Here is a 14,989-nt window from a genome sequence, read left to right on the forward strand (position 1 = left end):
TCGACGGTCGGGACGATCCTACATCGACGCTCCAGGTCTGGCATCCTGCTTTCCGTTGAGGTACACCGGGGCTGTCCCATTCACAGCCCCGCAGAGCGCATGTCCACTTCCCCGTCTTCCGCCGTTCTTCCCTCGATCATCGCCCGCCTCGCCCGCGACCTGAATGTGCGCGAGGCCCAGGTGGCCGCCACCGTCGAGATGCTGGACGGGGGCGCCACGGTGCCCTTCATCGCCCGCTACCGCAAGGAGGCCACCGGCGGTCTCGACGACACCCAGCTGCGCAATCTGGACGAGCGGCTGGGCTATCTGCGCGAGATGGAGGACCGCCGCGCCGCCATCCTCAAATCCATCGAGGAGCAGGGCAAGCTGACCCCCGACCTGGCCGCCCAGATCAATGCCGCCGACACCAAGGCCCGGCTTGAGGACCTCTACCTTCCCTACAAGCAGAAGCGCCGCACCAAGGCCCAGATCGCCCGCGAGGCCGGGCTGGAGCCGCTGGCCGATGCTCTGCTGGCCGATCCCGGACTGGTGCCCGAGCAGGCCGCCGCCGCCTATGTGGATGCCGGCAAGGGCGTGGCCGACGCCAAGGCGGCGCTGGACGGCGCCCGCCAGATCCTGATGGAGCGCTTCGCCGAGGACGCCGAACTGCTGGGAAACTTGCGCGACCTGTTGTGGGACGGCGGCGTCCTGGTCTCCGCCGTCGCCGACGGCAAGGCCGAGGAGGGCGCCAAGTTCTCGGACTATTTCGATTACCGCGAGCCCATCAAGGCGATTCCGTCCCATCGCGCCCTGGCCCTGTTCCGGGGGCGCAACGAAAATGTTCTGGCCTTGAAACTGCTGCCGCCCGACGAGGCCGCTCGCCCCGAAGGCGGCGTTTCCGCCGGTCCCGGCGAGTGCGAGGCCCGCATCGCCCGCCGTTTCGGTATTCACGACCGCAAGCGGCCCGCCGATCCTTGGCTTTCCGAAACGGTTCGCTGGGCGTGGCGAATCAAGATTCATCTGCATTTGGAGTTAGAATTGATGGGGCGGCTGAGGGATGCCGCCGAGGCCGAGGCCATCGCCGTCTTCGCCCGCAACCTGCGCGCCCTGCTGCTGTCGGCTCCGGCCGGGCAGCGGGCCTGCATCGGGCTCGACCCCGGCATCCGCACCGGCGTCAAGGTGGCGGTGACCGATTCCACCGGCAAGGTGGTGGAGACCGCCACCATCTATCCCCACCAGCCGCGCAACGACTGGCAGGGCTCGGTCGCCGCCATCGCCCATCTGGCCCGCAAGCATTCGGCCAGGCTGGTGGCGATCGGCAACGGCACCGCATCGCGTGAGACCGACCGGCTGGTGATGGACGTCATCAAGCGCCATCCCGAACTGGGGCTGGAAAAACTGGTGGTCAGCGAGGCCGGCGCCTCGGTCTATTCCGCCTCGGAAGTGGCGGCCCTCGAATTCCCCGATCTCGACGTAAGCTTGCGTGGCGCGGTATCCATCGCCCGCCGCTTGCAGGACCCGCTGGCCGAACTGGTCAAGATCGATCCCAAGGCCATCGGCGTCGGGCAGTACCAGCATGATGTCGACCAGACTCGGCTGGGCCGCTCACTGGACGCGGTGGTGGAGGATTGCGTCAACGCCGTCGGCGTCGAGGTCAACACCGCCTCGGCGGCGCTGCTGGCCCGCGTCGCCGGCCTCAGCCCCACCGTCGCCAGGAACGTGGTGGACTTCCGCGACCGCAACGGCCCGTTCGCCTCGCGCGAGGCCCTGAAGCAGGTGGAACGCCTGGGGCCGAAGGCGTTCGAACAGGCGGCCGGCTTCCTGCGTGTGGTGGGCGCAAGCAATCCACTGGATGCCTCGGCGGTGCATCCCGAGGCCTATCCGGTGGTCGAGCGTATCGTCAAGGTCACCGGCAAGCCGGTCCGGGACCTGGTGGGAGACGCCTTGTTCGTCCGCTCGCTCGATCCGGCCGAGTTCGTCGACGACCGCTTCGGCGAGCCCACCGTCAAGGACATCCTGAAGGAGCTGGAAAAACCCGGCCGCGATCCCCGCCCGGAATTCAAGACAGCCACCTTCAAGGAAGGGGTCGAGACCCTGGCCGATCTTCAGCCCGGCATGGTGCTGGAAGGCGTGGTCACCAACGTCACCAATTTCGGCGCCTTCGTCGATATCGGCGTCCACCAGGACGGGCTGGTCCACATCTCGGTGATGGCCAACCGCTTCGTCAAGGACCCGCACGAGGTCGCCAAGCCCGGCGATCTGGTCAAGGTCAAGGTGCTGGAGGTCGATATCAAGCGAAAGCGCATCGCGCTGTCCATGCGTCTCGACGAGCAGCCGGCTTCGGCCCGCAAGGAGGAAGCCCCGCGTGATCAACCCCGCCGCGATCAATCCCGCCGCGACGCCCCCAGGACTTCGCCGGCGGCGGCGTCCGACGGCGGCGGCGGCGCCCTGGCCGCCGCCTTCGCCAAGGCGCGGGGTAAGGGATAATTCCTATCTGCTTTGCGGATAGCTTTTCTCGGGTTATGATCCGCGTATGATCAAGTCAGCGGCCGACAAGCGCAGCGCCAGATTCCTTCAGGGGCACCGCGTTCCCGAGTTCCAGGCGTTCGAGCGGCAGGCACAGCGGCGGGTGGCCATCCTCAATGAAGCGACGTGTCTTGAGGACCTGATGAGATTGCCGTCCAATCGCTTCGAGGCCCTGCACGGTGACCGGGACGGCCAATACAGCATCCGCATCAACGACCAGTGGCGGATATGCTTCACCTTCCACGAGGGAGATGCCCATGACGTCGAAATCGCCGATTACCATTGACGCCGTCGTGCTGCCTCCTCTGCATCCAGGTGAAGTCCTGATGGAGGAACTGGGAGAGATCGGAATATCGGTCGCGGCATTGTCGCGTGCCCTCGACGTCCCGCAAAGCCGGATGGCGGAAATCGTCGCAGCCAAGCGTTCGGTGACGGCCGATACCGCATTGCGTCTGGCGGCCTATTTCGGGACGTCGGCCCGGCTGTGGCTCAATTTGCAGGCGGCCTACGATCTTGCCACGACCCAGGCCAGGGAGGGTGAGCATATTGCCGCCGTGGTCAGGCCGCATGCGGCCTGACCGGAAATGCCAGGGAACACGATGACACCGGTCGGGAATCGAATGACCTCTGTTCGGACACGCCTCGCCGTCGCCTTGCTGCTGGTCCTGCTGACCGTCCAGACGGCCCGGGCCTTGCCGGCCAGCACGGCGGCGGGCAATCCGACCATCGTGGTCGGCGTCATCGCCACCCTCAGCGGGCCGGGGGCCATGGCCGGCCAGGATTCCCTGGACGGCTTCACCACGGCGCTGCGCCAGATGGGCGGGCGGTTCGCCAATCAGGAGGTCCGGGTGGTGCCGGTGGACGACCGCGGTTCCCCGGACGTGGCGATGCAGGTCACCCGCCGTCTGCTGGAACGCGAGAAGGTGGACTTCATCCTGACGGCGGTGTCGCAGGCCTCCATGGCGGCCATCGTCAAGCCGCTGAACGAGTCCCGCACCTTCATCCTCAATCTCGACGCCTATCCCGATGGTCTGTTCGGTGCTCGGTGCTCGGCCTCCCTGTTCGGGCTGGGAACTCCGCCCGACGCCGTCAGCGAGGCGGCAGGGATGCATTTCGCCAACGAGAAATACCGCCGGCTGGTGGTGATCGGCCACGACACCCGCCAGACCGACATGGCGGTGGCGGCGCTGCGCCGGACCTGGGGTGGCGAGGATGTCACGGTCTTGAAGGCCCGCCACGGCGCGGCCACCTTCGCGCCGGAAATCAGGCGCATCCGCGAGCTTGCCCCCGACGCGGTCTATACCTTGCTGAGCGGCGGCATGGGGCTGGCGCTGGTGCGCGATTACGCAGCCGCCGGCCTCAAGGCCGACATTCCGCTGCTGGGCGTTTGGAGCAATTTCGAGCGGCCCCACCTGACCGCCATGGACGACCAGGGGCTGGACCTGCTCAACGTGGCGCCGTGGAGTCCCGACCTGGATTCGCCGCTCAACAAACGCATGATCAGCGATTTCGAGCTGGAATACGGCCGCCCCGCCACCTCGTGGGTGGCGCAGGGTTACGATTCCGCCTTGCTGCTGGAGGCGGCCATGAAGGTCACCGCCGGCCGGACCTCTGATCGCGAGGCCGTGCGCAACGCCCTGCGGCGGGCGGAATTCGCCTCGGTGCGGGGCGGGTTCCGCTTCGAGACCAACCATGCGCCGGTGATCAACCTCTATCTGCGTCGGGTGGCCCGCGATGCCAAGGGACGCCTGACCGAGGAGACGCGCGGCGTGTTGGCCAGGGAATGGCGCGGCCGCGACGCGGCGCATTGTCCCATGCATTGGGGCGACGAGGCGGCGACGGCAAAGCCCGGGGCCGCCACCGCGCCCAAGCCGGTTCAGGCGCCGCCCAGAAAGCCGCCCCCGAAGACGCCGCCGCAATAGGAACCCGGCTCAGCGGCCGCGTTCCACCATCTTGATCATGGTGTCCAGGGTGATGGACGCGAAGGTGGCCCTGGCGGTGTCCTCGATTTCCATCAGCACCTGGCACAGCGCCTTGCCCTCGGAGGTGTTGTCGCCATCTTCCCGTTCGCCGTTGCGGATGGGGTCGATGGTCTCGAACAGCTGGATGATGTCCAAAAGCGTGGTGCGCCGCCGGTTGCCGGAAAAGCGATAGCCGCCGCCGGCCCCGCGCACCGCCTCGACCAGTCCGACCCGGCCCAGCGACCGGAGTACCTTGGCGAGATGGTTGGTGGATATGCCGTATTTCTCGGCGATTTCGTTGGCCGACAATTGACGGTCCTGACCGGCGGCCAGTTCGAGAATCGCGAACAGGGCGCAACGGGTGGCTTTTTGCAGTTTCATCAAAGCTCCTTCTCAAGCTCGATGAAGGGGCCGGCCATCATTCCCTGGCTTCGGAAGAAGCTCATGATCAAGGTGTGGTCGCGGGCCAGCATGGTGCGCACCTTGTAGACCCCGGCCTTGCGGAAACGATCGCAGAGAGCGTCGAACAGCGTGTTGCCGACGCCGCCCTGGCGCAGATGGTTGTGAACGCCGATGGCGAACACCCAGCCGCAGGGCGGCGAGCCAAATTCCCATGCCCGGACTTCGCCGATGATGAAACCGAGAACCGAGTCGCCGTCGCAGGCGACCAAGAAAAATCGGTACCGATTTACTGATTTCAAAGGAGCATCTTCGTCGGCGTCGCTGGGGCGTCTATTATAGCGCTCATACAAGTCTTTCCAATACTCATCCTTGGAAAGGCCTGTGTTTTCTGCGTCAATGGCAATCACTTGCGAAATGTCGGCCTCTCTGGCAAGCCGGACAGTGCATTTCTTTTCAGGTTGCTTCAATTGAGAATTTGCCATTCGGTGCGGCTCTCCCTGATTGAGTCTTTCTAGAGCACTAATGACTTGAATACAACTGCAATTCTTCCGGCATGTTTTCCGGAGCCCCGCCGGTGATGTCAAAAGGGGCAGGGAGGGGTTGGCGCATTGCGGCATCGGGTGTAGCATCGGATAACCCTGCGCGACCTGGGGGATTGGGAACGGCAGTGGTTGCGCGGTTCCCGCTCCCGATGGCGCCGGGCGCGGACAAGCCTGGTGGGGAGAAACCGAATGCCGAATGCAAGTTCCAACGGCGCGACAGCCGGGGACAGGGCGGTCATCGAGGCGGTGCTTGTCCGCCATGGCGGCGACGCCGTCCGCCTGATGCAGATTTTGCGGGAGGTTCAGGAAGAACTGGGCTGGCTGTCGCCCGCCACCCTGACCGCCATCGCCGACGGAACCGGACTGCCCCGGGCCCGGGTCGAGGGCGTGGCCGGGTTCTACCACTTCTTCCACACCGAACCGCTGGGCCGCTACCGGGTCCTGTGGAGCGACAACATCACCGACCGCATGCTGGGCAGTTCCGACCTGATGGCCCGCATGTGCAAGAAGCTGTGGCTGAAGCCCGGCCAGGTGTCCGAGGACCAGTTGGTCAGCGTCGACACCACCTCGTGCACCGGCATGTGCGACCAGGGCCCGGCCCTGCTGGTCAATTATCGTCCCGTCACCCGCATGACCGCCGAGCGGGTCGACCAGATCGTCGACCTGATCCGCCGCAAGATACCGCTGGACGACTGGCCGGCCGAGTTCTTCGCGGTGGAGGACAATATCCGCCGCAGGGATGCCCTGCTCGACGGCGGTCTGGCCCCCGGCGACGCCCTGCGGGCGCTGCGGAGCCCCCAGGAGACGCTCGACGCCATCAAGGCGTCCGGCCTGCGCGGACGCGGCGGCGCCGGCTTTTCCACCGGCCAGAAATGGGAGTTCTGCCGCAACGCGGTGGGCAGCGGCGCCAATCCCGCCCATTACGTGGTCTGCAACGCCGACGAGGGCGAGCCCGGCACCTTCAAGGACCGGGTGCTGCTGTCGTCGTGCGCCGATCTGGTGTTCGAGGGCATGACCGTCGCCGGCTACGTCGTCGGCGCCCGCAAGGGTCTGGTCTATCTGCGCGGCGAGTACCGCTACCTGCTGGAGCCGCTGAACGCGGCGCTGGAGCGCCGCCGCGCCGCCAATCTGCTGGGCAAGAGCATCCTTGGCCGGATCGGCTTCGACTTCGACATCGAGATCCACATGGGGGCCGGCGCCTATGTCTGCGGCGAGGAGACCGCGCTGCTGGAAAGCCTGGAGGGCAAGCGCGGCGTGCCGCGCAAGCGCCCGCCCTTCCCGGTGACCAACGGCTTCCTCGGCCAGCCCACCGCCGTCAACAATGTCGAGACCCTGGCCTCGGCGGCGCTGATCGCCGTCAGGGGCGCCGCCTGGTACAAGGCCATCGGCACCGCCAAGTCGTCGGGAACCAAGCTGCTGTCGGTGTCGGGCGATTGCGCCCGTCCCGGCATCTACGAATATCCCTATGGCGTGAAGGTCGAGCAGGTACTGGCCGATTGCGGCGCCAGGGACACCCAGGCGTGCCAGATCGCCGGCGCCTCGGGCCTGTGCGTCGCTCCGGCCGAGTTCAAGCGCCGCATCGCCTTCGAGGACATTCCCACCGGCGGTTCGTTCATGATCTTCGACAATTCCAGGGACATGTTCGCGGTGGCGCGCAACTTCGCCCACTTCTTCGTCGATGAAAGCTGCGGCTTCTGCACGCCGTGCCGGGTCGGCACCACGCTGCTGAAGAACGCCATGGACAAGATCAACGACGGCCACGGCGGCGAGTACGACATCAACGACATCTGGCGAATCATCCGCACGCTGAAGACCGCCAGCCATTGCGGCCTGGGCCAGACCGCCGGCAATTGCGTCGCCGATACCTTGCAGAAGTTCCGCCCCAGCTATGAATTGCGGCTGAACGTCCATGACTTCGAACCGGCCTTCGACCTGGACAAGGCCTTGTCCAAAATGCGGGAGGTGACGGGGCGCGACGATCCCGGCGCCCACTTCCACATCGCGCATCGCAAGTCGAAATCCGGCATCGGCACCAAGGCGGGGGACCCGGCATGAGCAACGGACAGGACGGCAAGAGCTTCTTTCTCGACGACGAGGAAATCCCGTTCGAGGACGGCCAGACCATCATCCAGGCGGCACTGAGCGCGGGAAAGTACATTCCGCATCTCTGCTACCACCCGGAATTCAAGCCGCATGGATCGTGCAAGCTGTGCACGGTGCGCATCGATTCGCGCACCATCACCACAGAGGACGGCCAGACCGTCAAGATTCCCGGCCGCGCCGCCGCGTCGTGCACCACGCCGGCCCAGGACGGCCAGCATGTGGAGAGCGAGACCCCGGAGCTGCTGGACCTGCGCCGCACCCTGGTGCAGATGCTGCTGGTCGAGGGCAACCACTACTGTCCGTCCTGCGAAAAGAGCGGCAAATGCATGCTCCAGGGGCTTGGATACGACCTGGGGGTGATGAGCCCGCATTTCCCGCAATACTTCTCGAAGCGCGAGGTGGACGCCAGCCACCCCGACATCCTGCTGGACTTCAACCGCTGCATCCTGTGCGAATTGTGCGTCCGGGCCAGCGCCGAGGTGGACAAGAAGAACGTCTTCTCGCTGTCGGGGCGCGGCAACACCAAGCACCTGATCTGCAACTCGGAAAGCGGCCTGCTGGGCGACACCAACATCGCCGCCACCGACAAGGCCGCCAATGTCTGTCCGGTCGGCGTGATCTTGCACAAGCGCCACGGCTTCGAGGTGCCCTACGGCCAGCGGCGCTTTGACAGGGCCCCCATCAGCGACAATCCCGTGCAATACGCACCGGTGAAGGAGCAGGTCTGATGAATGCCGCCACCCCCGTCAGGCGCAAGCTGAAGGTGGCCACCACCTCGCTGGCCGGCTGCTTCGGTTGCCACATGTCGTTCCTCGACATCGACGAACGCATCCTCGATCTGGTGGAACTGGTCGAGTTCGACCGCTCGCCCATCACCGACATCAAGCATTGCAGCCCCGATTGCGACATCGGCGTCATCGAGGGCGGTGTCTGCAACGCCGAGAACGTCCATGTGCTGCACGAGTTCCGCAAGAACTGCAAGATCCTGATCGCCATGGGGGCCTGCGCCATCAATGGCGGCCTGCCCGCCCAGCGCAACAGCCTGGATATCAGGGACATCCTGGCCGCCGTCTACGCCCAGCCGGGACGCGGCGTCCACGTTCCCAACGATCCCGAGATTCCGCTGCTGCTGAACGAGGTGCATCCGCTGCACGAGGTGGTCAAGATCGACTACTTCCTGCCGGGCTGCCCGCCCAGCGGCGACGCCATCTGGACGTTCCTCACCGACCTCCTGGCCGGCCGCACGCCCACCTTGGGCCACGGCCTGATCCACTACGACTGAACGCAAGGACCCCTTCGTCATGATGCATCAGTTCGAATTAGAGACCGCCAGGAACCCCGAGGCGCTGAGGCGCATCGTCATCGAGCCGGTGTCGCGCGTCGAGGGCCACGGCAAGGTCACCATCCTGCTCGACGACGACAACAAGGTGCATCAGGTGCGCCTGCACATCGTCGAATTCCGCGGCTTCGAGAAATTCATCGAGGGCCGCCCCTATTGGGAGGTGCCGGTGCTGGTGCAGCGCCTGTGCGGCATCTGCCCGGTGTCGCACCATCTCGCCGCCTCGAAGGCCATGGACATGATCGTCGGGGCGGCGCAACTGACGCCGACCGCGGAAAAGATCCGCCGGCTGATGCATTACGGCCAGATGCTGCAAAGCCACGCGCTGCACTTCTTTCATCTGTCCTCGCCCGACCTGCTGTTCGGCTTTGATTCCGACGTGGCCCAGCGCAACATCGTCGGGGTCGCGGCCGCCAATCCCGACGTGGCCAAGAAGGGCGTCCTGCTCCGGAAGTTCGGCCAGGAGGTGATCCGCGTCACCTCGGGCAAGCGGGTCCACGGCACCGGTTCGGTGCCCGGCGGCGTCAACAAGCCGCTCACCCCCGAGGAACGCGACTATCTGCTGAAGGACGCCGACCAGATGGTGGCGTGGAGCGTCGACGCGGTCCGCATCATCAAGCAGCTGCACCGCGCCAATCCGGGGCTTTACGACAGGTTCGGCGAGGTGGAATCGACCATGATGAGCCTGGTCGACCCCAGCGGCGACCTGGATTTCTACCATGGCGCGCTTCGTGCGCGGGATGCGGCCGGCGAGGTGATGTTCGACCAGGTCAGCTACCAGGGCTATCACACCTTGCTGACCGAGGGCGTCAAGCCGTGGAGCTACATGAAGTTCCCCTACATCACCGCGCTCGGCGACGAGAAGGGCTGGTACAAGGTGGGACCGCTGGCCCGCATCCAGAATTGCGACCGCATCCCGACGCCCCAGGCCGAGAAGGAGCGGCTGGAATTCGTCGCCCATGGCAACGGCAAGCCCATGCATGGCTCGCTCGGCTTCCACTGGGCGCGGATGATCGAGATGCTGTGCGCCGCCGAGACCATAAAGACGCTGCTGCTGGACCCCGACATCACCGGGGCCGACATCATGACCGGCGGTCCGCGCGGTTACGAGGGCATCGGCGTCATCGAGGCTCCGCGCGGCACCTTGTTCCACCATTACCGCGTCGATGACGACGATCTGGTGACCTATGCCAACCTGATCGTGTCGACCACCAACAACAATACCGCCATGAACGTGGCGGTGCGCGACGTGGCCCGGCACTATCTCGACGGCCGCGAGCTGACCGAGGGGCTGCTGAACCACATCGAGGTGGCCATCCGCTGCTTCGATCCCTGCCTGTCCTGCGCCACCCACGCCTTGGGCAAGATGCCGCTGGAGGTTGAATTGCTGGATGCGGCCGGCATCCTGGTGGACCGCATGGTCAAGGATGAAACGGGCGGGGTCAGGCAGTCCCTGGCGTGACCGCGCCCACCCTGATCTTCGGCTGGGGCAATCCCAGTCGGGGAGACGACGCCCTGGGGCCGCTGCTGCTGGACCGGATCGAGGCGCTGCTGCCCCATCATCCCGAATGGGGGGCGGTGGACCTGCTGACCGATTTCCAGCTTCAGGTGGAACACGCCCTCGACCTGGACGGGCGGACGCGGGTGCTGTTCGTCGACGCCTCGGCCCGGCCGGACCAGTCGCCGTTTCGGGCCGGGCGGTTGGAGCCCGCCCGCGATTCCAGCTTCACCACCCACGCCCTGTCGCCCCAGGGCGTGATGCATGTGTACGAGACGATGAGGGCGGTTCCGCCGCCACCCTGCTGGTTGCTGGCCATCGCCGGCGAAGCGTTCGATCTGGGAACGCCGCTTGGCCGGGCCGCCGCCGCCAATCTGGAGGCGGCGGTGGACTGGACCGCGGCGTGGCTGGAAGCCGGCCGCCGGTGACGCCCGCCCGGCCCGCCTTTGGCGCCCCCTGCAACGGATGCGGGGTCTGCTGCCTCGAGGAATGCTGTCCGCTGGCGATCGTGGTTCACCGCCGGCGTCGCGGACCCTGTCCGTCCCTGATCGGGGGCGAGGATGGGGAAATCCATCGCTGCGGCCTGCTGATCCGGGCGCCGCGTCTCCTGCGGCCGCTGGTGGCCCGCTGGATTGCCGCCGGCACCGGCTGCGACAGCGGGTGACGGTGGTCCGGCGAGATCCTCGCAAGCGTCATCACCGCATGAATCCTTTATCCGATTTTCCTGGGCCGGCGTCGCTGTAACAAAAGCTTCATCAAACCGCCACGGAGATGTAACCGGGGGCCGTTATGGTGTCGCCATACAGGAATGACTTTGGCCTGCTCCATCGGAGGTTTCATGCTCAGGAAGACCTTGACCGTCGCCGCCATCGCGGTTGCCGCCACCACCGTCGCCGGCGCCGCCCAGGCCCGCGACCAGCTCCGCATCGTCGGTTCGTCCACCGTCTACCCGTTCACCACCGCGGTGGCCGAGCAGTTCGGCAAGACCGGCAAGTTCAAGACCCCGGTGGTGGAAAGCACCGGCACCGGCGGCGGCATGAAGCTGTTCTGCGCCGGCATCGGCCCGGAACATCCCGACCTGACCAACGCTTCGCGCCGGATCAAGTCGTCCGAGGTCGAGATGTGCGCCAAGAACGGCGTCGCCGACATCGTCGAGATGAAGGTCGGCTATGACGGCATCGTGCTCGCCAATTCCAAGAAGGGCAAGGTGATCACCATCACCCGCGAGCAGGTGTACCTGGCCCTGGCCAAGGACATCGTCCAGGGCGGCAAGCTGGTACCCAATCCCTACACCACATGGAATCAGGTCGACCCGTCCCTGCCGTCGACGAAGATCGAGGTGCTGGGACCGCCGCCGACCTCCGGCACCCGTGACTCCTTCGCCGAGATGGTGATGGAGGGCGGCTGCAAGAAGAATGCCGCCCTGACGGGGCTGAAGCTCGACGAGAAGGCCCATGCCAAGGCCTGCATGACCGTCCGCGAGGACGGCGCCTATGTTGAAGCCGGCGAGAACGACAATCTGATCGTCCAGAAGCTGGACGCCAACCCGAATGCCTTCGGCGTGTTCGGCTACAGCTTCCTCGACCAGAATTCCGACAAGATCCAGGGCAGCCTGATCGATGGCGTGGCTCCCAGCTTCGAGACCGTCGCCTCGGGCAAGTACCCGGTGTCGCGCCCGCTGTTCGTCTACGCCAAGAAGGCCCATGTGGGCCAGATCCCCGGCGTGAAGGAGTTCCTGGCCGAGTACACCTCGGAAAAGGCCTGGGGCAAGTCCGGCTATCTCGGCGACAAGGGGCTGATCCCCATGGTCGACGCCGAGCGCAAGGACTGGGCCGCCAAAATCAATGGCCTTGAAAACCTGAAGATGTAATCCTCTCCGGCGGGGCGGCCATCGTCCGTCCGGACGATGGCCGCCCTTGCTCGTGCCTTTTCCCCGCTGATCCCCACGGATTTCATGCAGCTTCTCATTCTGACCGCCGCCCTGGCCCTCCTCGTGGTCTTCGGTTACGCCAGCGGACAGCGCCGTGCCCTGGCCGTCGCCGGGGGCAACCCCCGCCTGCTCCATTCCCTGCCGCGCTATCACGGCCATTTCGTCGCCCTGTGGTGCGGCCTGCCCGCCCTGCTGGTGATCACCGCATGGCTGGTGCTGGAGCCGACCCTGCTGCGCCTGCTGGTCACCAACGCCCTGCCCGCGGAAATGGCGGACCAGCCGGCCGAGCGTCTGGCGCTGTTCTACAACGAAATCCGCAACGTCGCCCGTCACGGCCATGCCGCCACCTCCGACGTGGTGGCCGATGCCGCCCGCCATTATGCCGGCCTGCGCCAGACCATGTTCATGGCGGTCGGGTCGCTGGCGCTGGCGCTGGCCATGGCCGGCGTCGTCTTCGCCCGCCGGCGCGTCAGCCCCGACATGCGTGCCCGCAACCGGGTCGAGCGGGTGGTGGCGGTGTTCCTGGTGGCGTCGTCGACGGTGGCGATCTTCACCACCATCGGCATCGTCTTGTCGCTGCTGTTCGAAACCCTGCGCTTCTTTCAGTTCGTTCCGGTGACCGAGTTTCTGTTCGGCACCTCGTGGAGCCCCCAGATCGCCATGCGCGCCGATCAGGTCGGCAGTTCGGGCGCCTTCGGCGCGGTGCCGCTGTTCGCCGGCACCTTGCTGATCGCCGGCATCGCCATGGTGGTGGCGGTTCCGTTGGGATTGCTGGCGGCCGTCTACATGGCCGAATACGCCCAGCCGCGCTTCCGTTCGGTGGTCAAGCCGCTGCTGGAGGTGCTGGCCGGCATTCCCACCGTGGTCTACGGCTTTTTCGCGGCGCTGACCGTCGCCCCGTTCGTGCGCGACGCCGGCGCCATGCTGGGCCTTTCGGTCGCGTCCGAAAGCGCCCTGGCCGCCGGCCTGGTGATGGGGATCATGATCATCCCCTTCGTTTCGTCGCTGTCCGACGACGTCATCACCGCCGTGCCGCGATCCCTGCGGGAAGGCGCCTACGGCCTGGGCGCCACCAAGTCGGAGACCATCAAGCAGGTGGTTCTGCCGGCGGCGCTGCCCGGCATCGTCGGCAGCATCCTGCTGGCGGCGTCCCGGGCCATCGGCGAGACCATGATCGTGGTGATGGCCGCCGGGCTGGCCGCCAATCTGACCGCCAATCCGCTGGAGGCGGTGACCACCGTCACCACCCAGATCGTCACCTTGCTGGTGGGCGACCAGGAATTCGACAGCCCCAAGACCCTGGCGGCCTTTGCCCTGGGGCTGGCGCTGTTCGTCATCACCCTGGGGCTTAACGCCATCGCCCTGTCCATCGTCAACAAATACCGGGAAAAATATGACTGACACCGCCCAGATGGCCGCCGCCTCCAGCGCCCGTCCCGCCGTCCAGATCATCGCCGCCCGGCTGAAGCGCCGGCATGCCGCCGAACGGCGTTTCCGGCGGACCGGACTTGCTGCCGTGGTTGTATCGCTGGGGTTCCTGGCGATATTGCTGTTCACCATCCTGGGTAACGGATTGTCGGCGTTCTCGCAGACCTATGTCCGTCTGGACGTCACCCTGGACGCCGAGACCCTCGGCATCGGCGATCAGCGTTCGGCGGACGCCCTGGCCTCCGCCAACTATCAGGGCGTGGTCAAGGAGGCGCTGTACAAACGTTTCCCGTCGGTGCAGGGCCGGGTGGAAAAACGCGAGCTGGCCGGTCTGGTCTCGTCGGGCGCCGACACCGACCTGCGCCGTCTGCTGGCCGCCGACCCGGGCGCCGTCGGCACCACCCATACCCTGTGGCTGGTGGCCGACGATAATGTCGACATGGCCATGAAGGGCTATATCTCGCGCAAGCCGGGAGCCGACGGCAACCGCCTGAGCGATCGCCAGTTGGGCTGGCTGGCGGAACTGGAGGCCGAGGGCGCCGTCGTCAAGCGTTTCAACTCCATCCTGTTCAGTTCAGGCGATTCGCGCGAGCCGGAACAGGCGGGGCTTTGGGGCGCGGTGGTGGGATCGATCTATTCGCTGGCCATCACCTTGCTGGTGTCGTTTCCCCTGGGCGTCGCCACCGCCGTCTACCTGGAGGAATTCGCGCCCAAGAACCGCTGGACCCACCTGATCGAGGTCAACATCAACAATCTGGCGGCGGTGCCGTCGGTGGTGTTCGGCCTGCTGGGGCTGGCGGTATTCCTGAATTTCTTCGGCATGCCGCGCTCGGCGCCGCTGGTGGGCGGCCTGGTGCTGGCGCTGATCTGCCTGCCCACCATCATCATCGCCGGCCGTGCCGCCCTGAAGGCGGTGCCGCCCTCGATCCGCGAGGCCGCGACCGGGCTGGGCGCCTCCAGGCTCCAGGTGGTCACCGACCATGTCCTGCCGCTGGCCATGCCCGGAATCCTGACCGGCACCATCCTCGGCATGGCCCACGCCCTGGGCGAGACCGCGCCGCTGTTGATGATCGGCATGGTCGCCTTCATCGTCGACATTCCCGCCTCTCCGCTCGATCCGTCGGCGGTGCTGCCGGTGCAGGTCTATCTGTGGGCCGATTCTCCCGAACGCGCCTTCGTCGAGCGCACCTCGGCGGCGATCATCGTGCTGCTGGTCTTTCTGGCGGTGATGAATCTGGGGGCCATCTGGCTCCGCAAGAAATTCGAACACCGGTGGTAGCC

General features: G+C 66.2%; 15 protein-coding genes. 13 read left to right on the forward strand and 2 right to left on the reverse strand.

Annotated features, from left to right (window positions below; genetic code table 11):
* The first annotated feature begins 99 nt into the window (after nucleotides 1-99).
* The 4 genes from MTBSS4_RS07285 to MTBSS4_RS07300 are packed head-to-tail and all read left to right on the forward strand — an operon-like array spanning nucleotide 100 to nucleotide 4,427.
* Entirely contained in the window at nucleotides 100-2,466 is a 2,367-nt protein-coding gene (locus MTBSS4_RS07285; RefSeq protein WP_173982741.1) for a Tex family protein, read from the forward strand.
* A gap of 46 nt (nucleotides 2,467-2,512) precedes the next feature.
* Nucleotides 2,513-2,791: a type II toxin-antitoxin system RelE/ParE family toxin gene (locus MTBSS4_RS07290; RefSeq protein WP_173982742.1), complete on the forward strand. Its 279-nt coding sequence runs from the start codon at nucleotides 2,513-2,515 to the stop codon at nucleotides 2,789-2,791.
* Nucleotides 2,763-3,083, forward strand: coding sequence for a HigA family addiction module antitoxin (locus MTBSS4_RS07295; protein WP_173982743.1), 321 nt, complete (start codon nucleotides 2,763-2,765; stop codon nucleotides 3,081-3,083). Before MTBSS4_RS07290 ends, MTBSS4_RS07295 begins: the two co-directional genes overlap by 29 nt.
* Nucleotides 3,084-3,125: 42 nt before the next feature.
* On the forward strand, nucleotides 3,126-4,427 hold the full coding sequence (locus MTBSS4_RS07300; RefSeq protein WP_173982744.1) for an ABC transporter substrate-binding protein: 1,302 nt from the start codon (nucleotides 3,126-3,128) through the stop codon (nucleotides 4,425-4,427).
* A gap of 9 nt (nucleotides 4,428-4,436) precedes the next feature.
* Here MTBSS4_RS07300 and MTBSS4_RS07305 read toward each other — a convergent pair whose 3' ends face one another.
* On the reverse strand, nucleotides 4,437-4,847 hold the full coding sequence (locus tag MTBSS4_RS07305; protein ID WP_173982745.1) for an Rrf2 family transcriptional regulator: 411 nt from the start codon (nucleotides 4,845-4,847) through the stop codon (nucleotides 4,437-4,439).
* Nucleotides 4,847-5,350 carry a GNAT family N-acetyltransferase gene (locus tag MTBSS4_RS07310; protein WP_173982746.1) on the reverse strand — a complete coding sequence of 168 codons (504 nt, stop codon included), beginning with the start codon at nucleotides 5,348-5,350 and terminating at the stop codon, nucleotides 4,847-4,849. Before MTBSS4_RS07310 ends, MTBSS4_RS07305 begins: the two co-directional genes overlap by 1 nt.
* Before the next feature lie 249 nt (nucleotides 5,351-5,599).
* Between MTBSS4_RS07310 and MTBSS4_RS07315 the strand changes: the two genes are divergently transcribed.
* The 9 genes from MTBSS4_RS07315 to pstA all read left to right on the forward strand — a co-directional run bounded on the left by MTBSS4_RS07315 (nucleotide 5,600) and on the right by pstA (nucleotide 14,987).
* Nucleotides 5,600-7,465 carry an NAD(P)H-dependent oxidoreductase subunit E gene (locus MTBSS4_RS07315; protein WP_173982747.1) on the forward strand — a complete coding sequence of 622 codons (1,866 nt, stop codon included), beginning with the start codon at nucleotides 5,600-5,602 and terminating at the stop codon, nucleotides 7,463-7,465.
* Nucleotides 7,462-8,241, forward strand: a complete 780-nt coding sequence (locus MTBSS4_RS07320; RefSeq protein ID WP_173982748.1) for a 2Fe-2S iron-sulfur cluster-binding protein — start codon at nucleotides 7,462-7,464, stop codon at nucleotides 8,239-8,241. Before MTBSS4_RS07315 ends, MTBSS4_RS07320 begins: the two co-directional genes overlap by 4 nt.
* Nucleotides 8,241-8,795, forward strand: coding sequence for an NADP oxidoreductase (locus MTBSS4_RS07325; protein ID WP_173982749.1), 555 nt, complete (start codon nucleotides 8,241-8,243; stop codon nucleotides 8,793-8,795). Before MTBSS4_RS07320 ends, MTBSS4_RS07325 begins: the two co-directional genes overlap by 1 nt.
* A gap of 19 nt (nucleotides 8,796-8,814) precedes the next feature.
* On the forward strand, nucleotides 8,815-10,314 hold the full coding sequence (locus tag MTBSS4_RS07330; RefSeq protein WP_173982750.1) for a Ni/Fe hydrogenase subunit alpha: 1,500 nt from the start codon (nucleotides 8,815-8,817) through the stop codon (nucleotides 10,312-10,314).
* Nucleotides 10,311-10,778 (forward strand): hydrogenase maturation protease, encoded by a 468-nt coding sequence (locus MTBSS4_RS07335; RefSeq protein WP_173982751.1) that lies wholly within the window; start codon nucleotides 10,311-10,313, stop codon nucleotides 10,776-10,778. The genes MTBSS4_RS07330 and MTBSS4_RS07335 overlap by 4 nt, the downstream gene beginning before the upstream one ends.
* Nucleotides 10,754-11,014 carry a hypothetical protein gene (locus MTBSS4_RS07340; protein ID WP_173982752.1) on the forward strand — a complete coding sequence of 87 codons (261 nt, stop codon included), beginning with the start codon at nucleotides 10,754-10,756 and terminating at the stop codon, nucleotides 11,012-11,014. The genes MTBSS4_RS07335 and MTBSS4_RS07340 overlap by 25 nt, the downstream gene beginning before the upstream one ends.
* A gap of 174 nt (nucleotides 11,015-11,188) precedes the next feature.
* A complete protein-coding gene (locus tag MTBSS4_RS07345; protein WP_173982753.1) occupies nucleotides 11,189-12,220 on the forward strand; it encodes a PstS family phosphate ABC transporter substrate-binding protein in 1,032 nt (343 codons plus the stop codon).
* A gap of 84 nt (nucleotides 12,221-12,304) precedes the next feature.
* Nucleotides 12,305-13,681 carry a phosphate ABC transporter permease subunit PstC gene (gene pstC / locus MTBSS4_RS07350; protein WP_173982754.1) on the forward strand — a complete coding sequence of 459 codons (1,377 nt, stop codon included), beginning with the start codon at nucleotides 12,305-12,307 and terminating at the stop codon, nucleotides 13,679-13,681.
* Entirely contained in the window at nucleotides 13,674-14,987 is a 1,314-nt protein-coding gene (pstA, locus tag MTBSS4_RS07355) for a phosphate ABC transporter permease PstA (protein WP_254432431.1), read from the forward strand. Before pstC ends, pstA begins: the two co-directional genes overlap by 8 nt.
* Nucleotides 14,988-14,989: the final 2 nt, after the last annotated feature.

Origin of the sequence: Magnetospirillum sp. SS-4 (assembly GCF_902729425.1) — a bacterium.
Classification (GTDB): domain Bacteria; phylum Pseudomonadota; class Alphaproteobacteria; order Rhodospirillales; family Magnetospirillaceae; genus Phaeospirillum.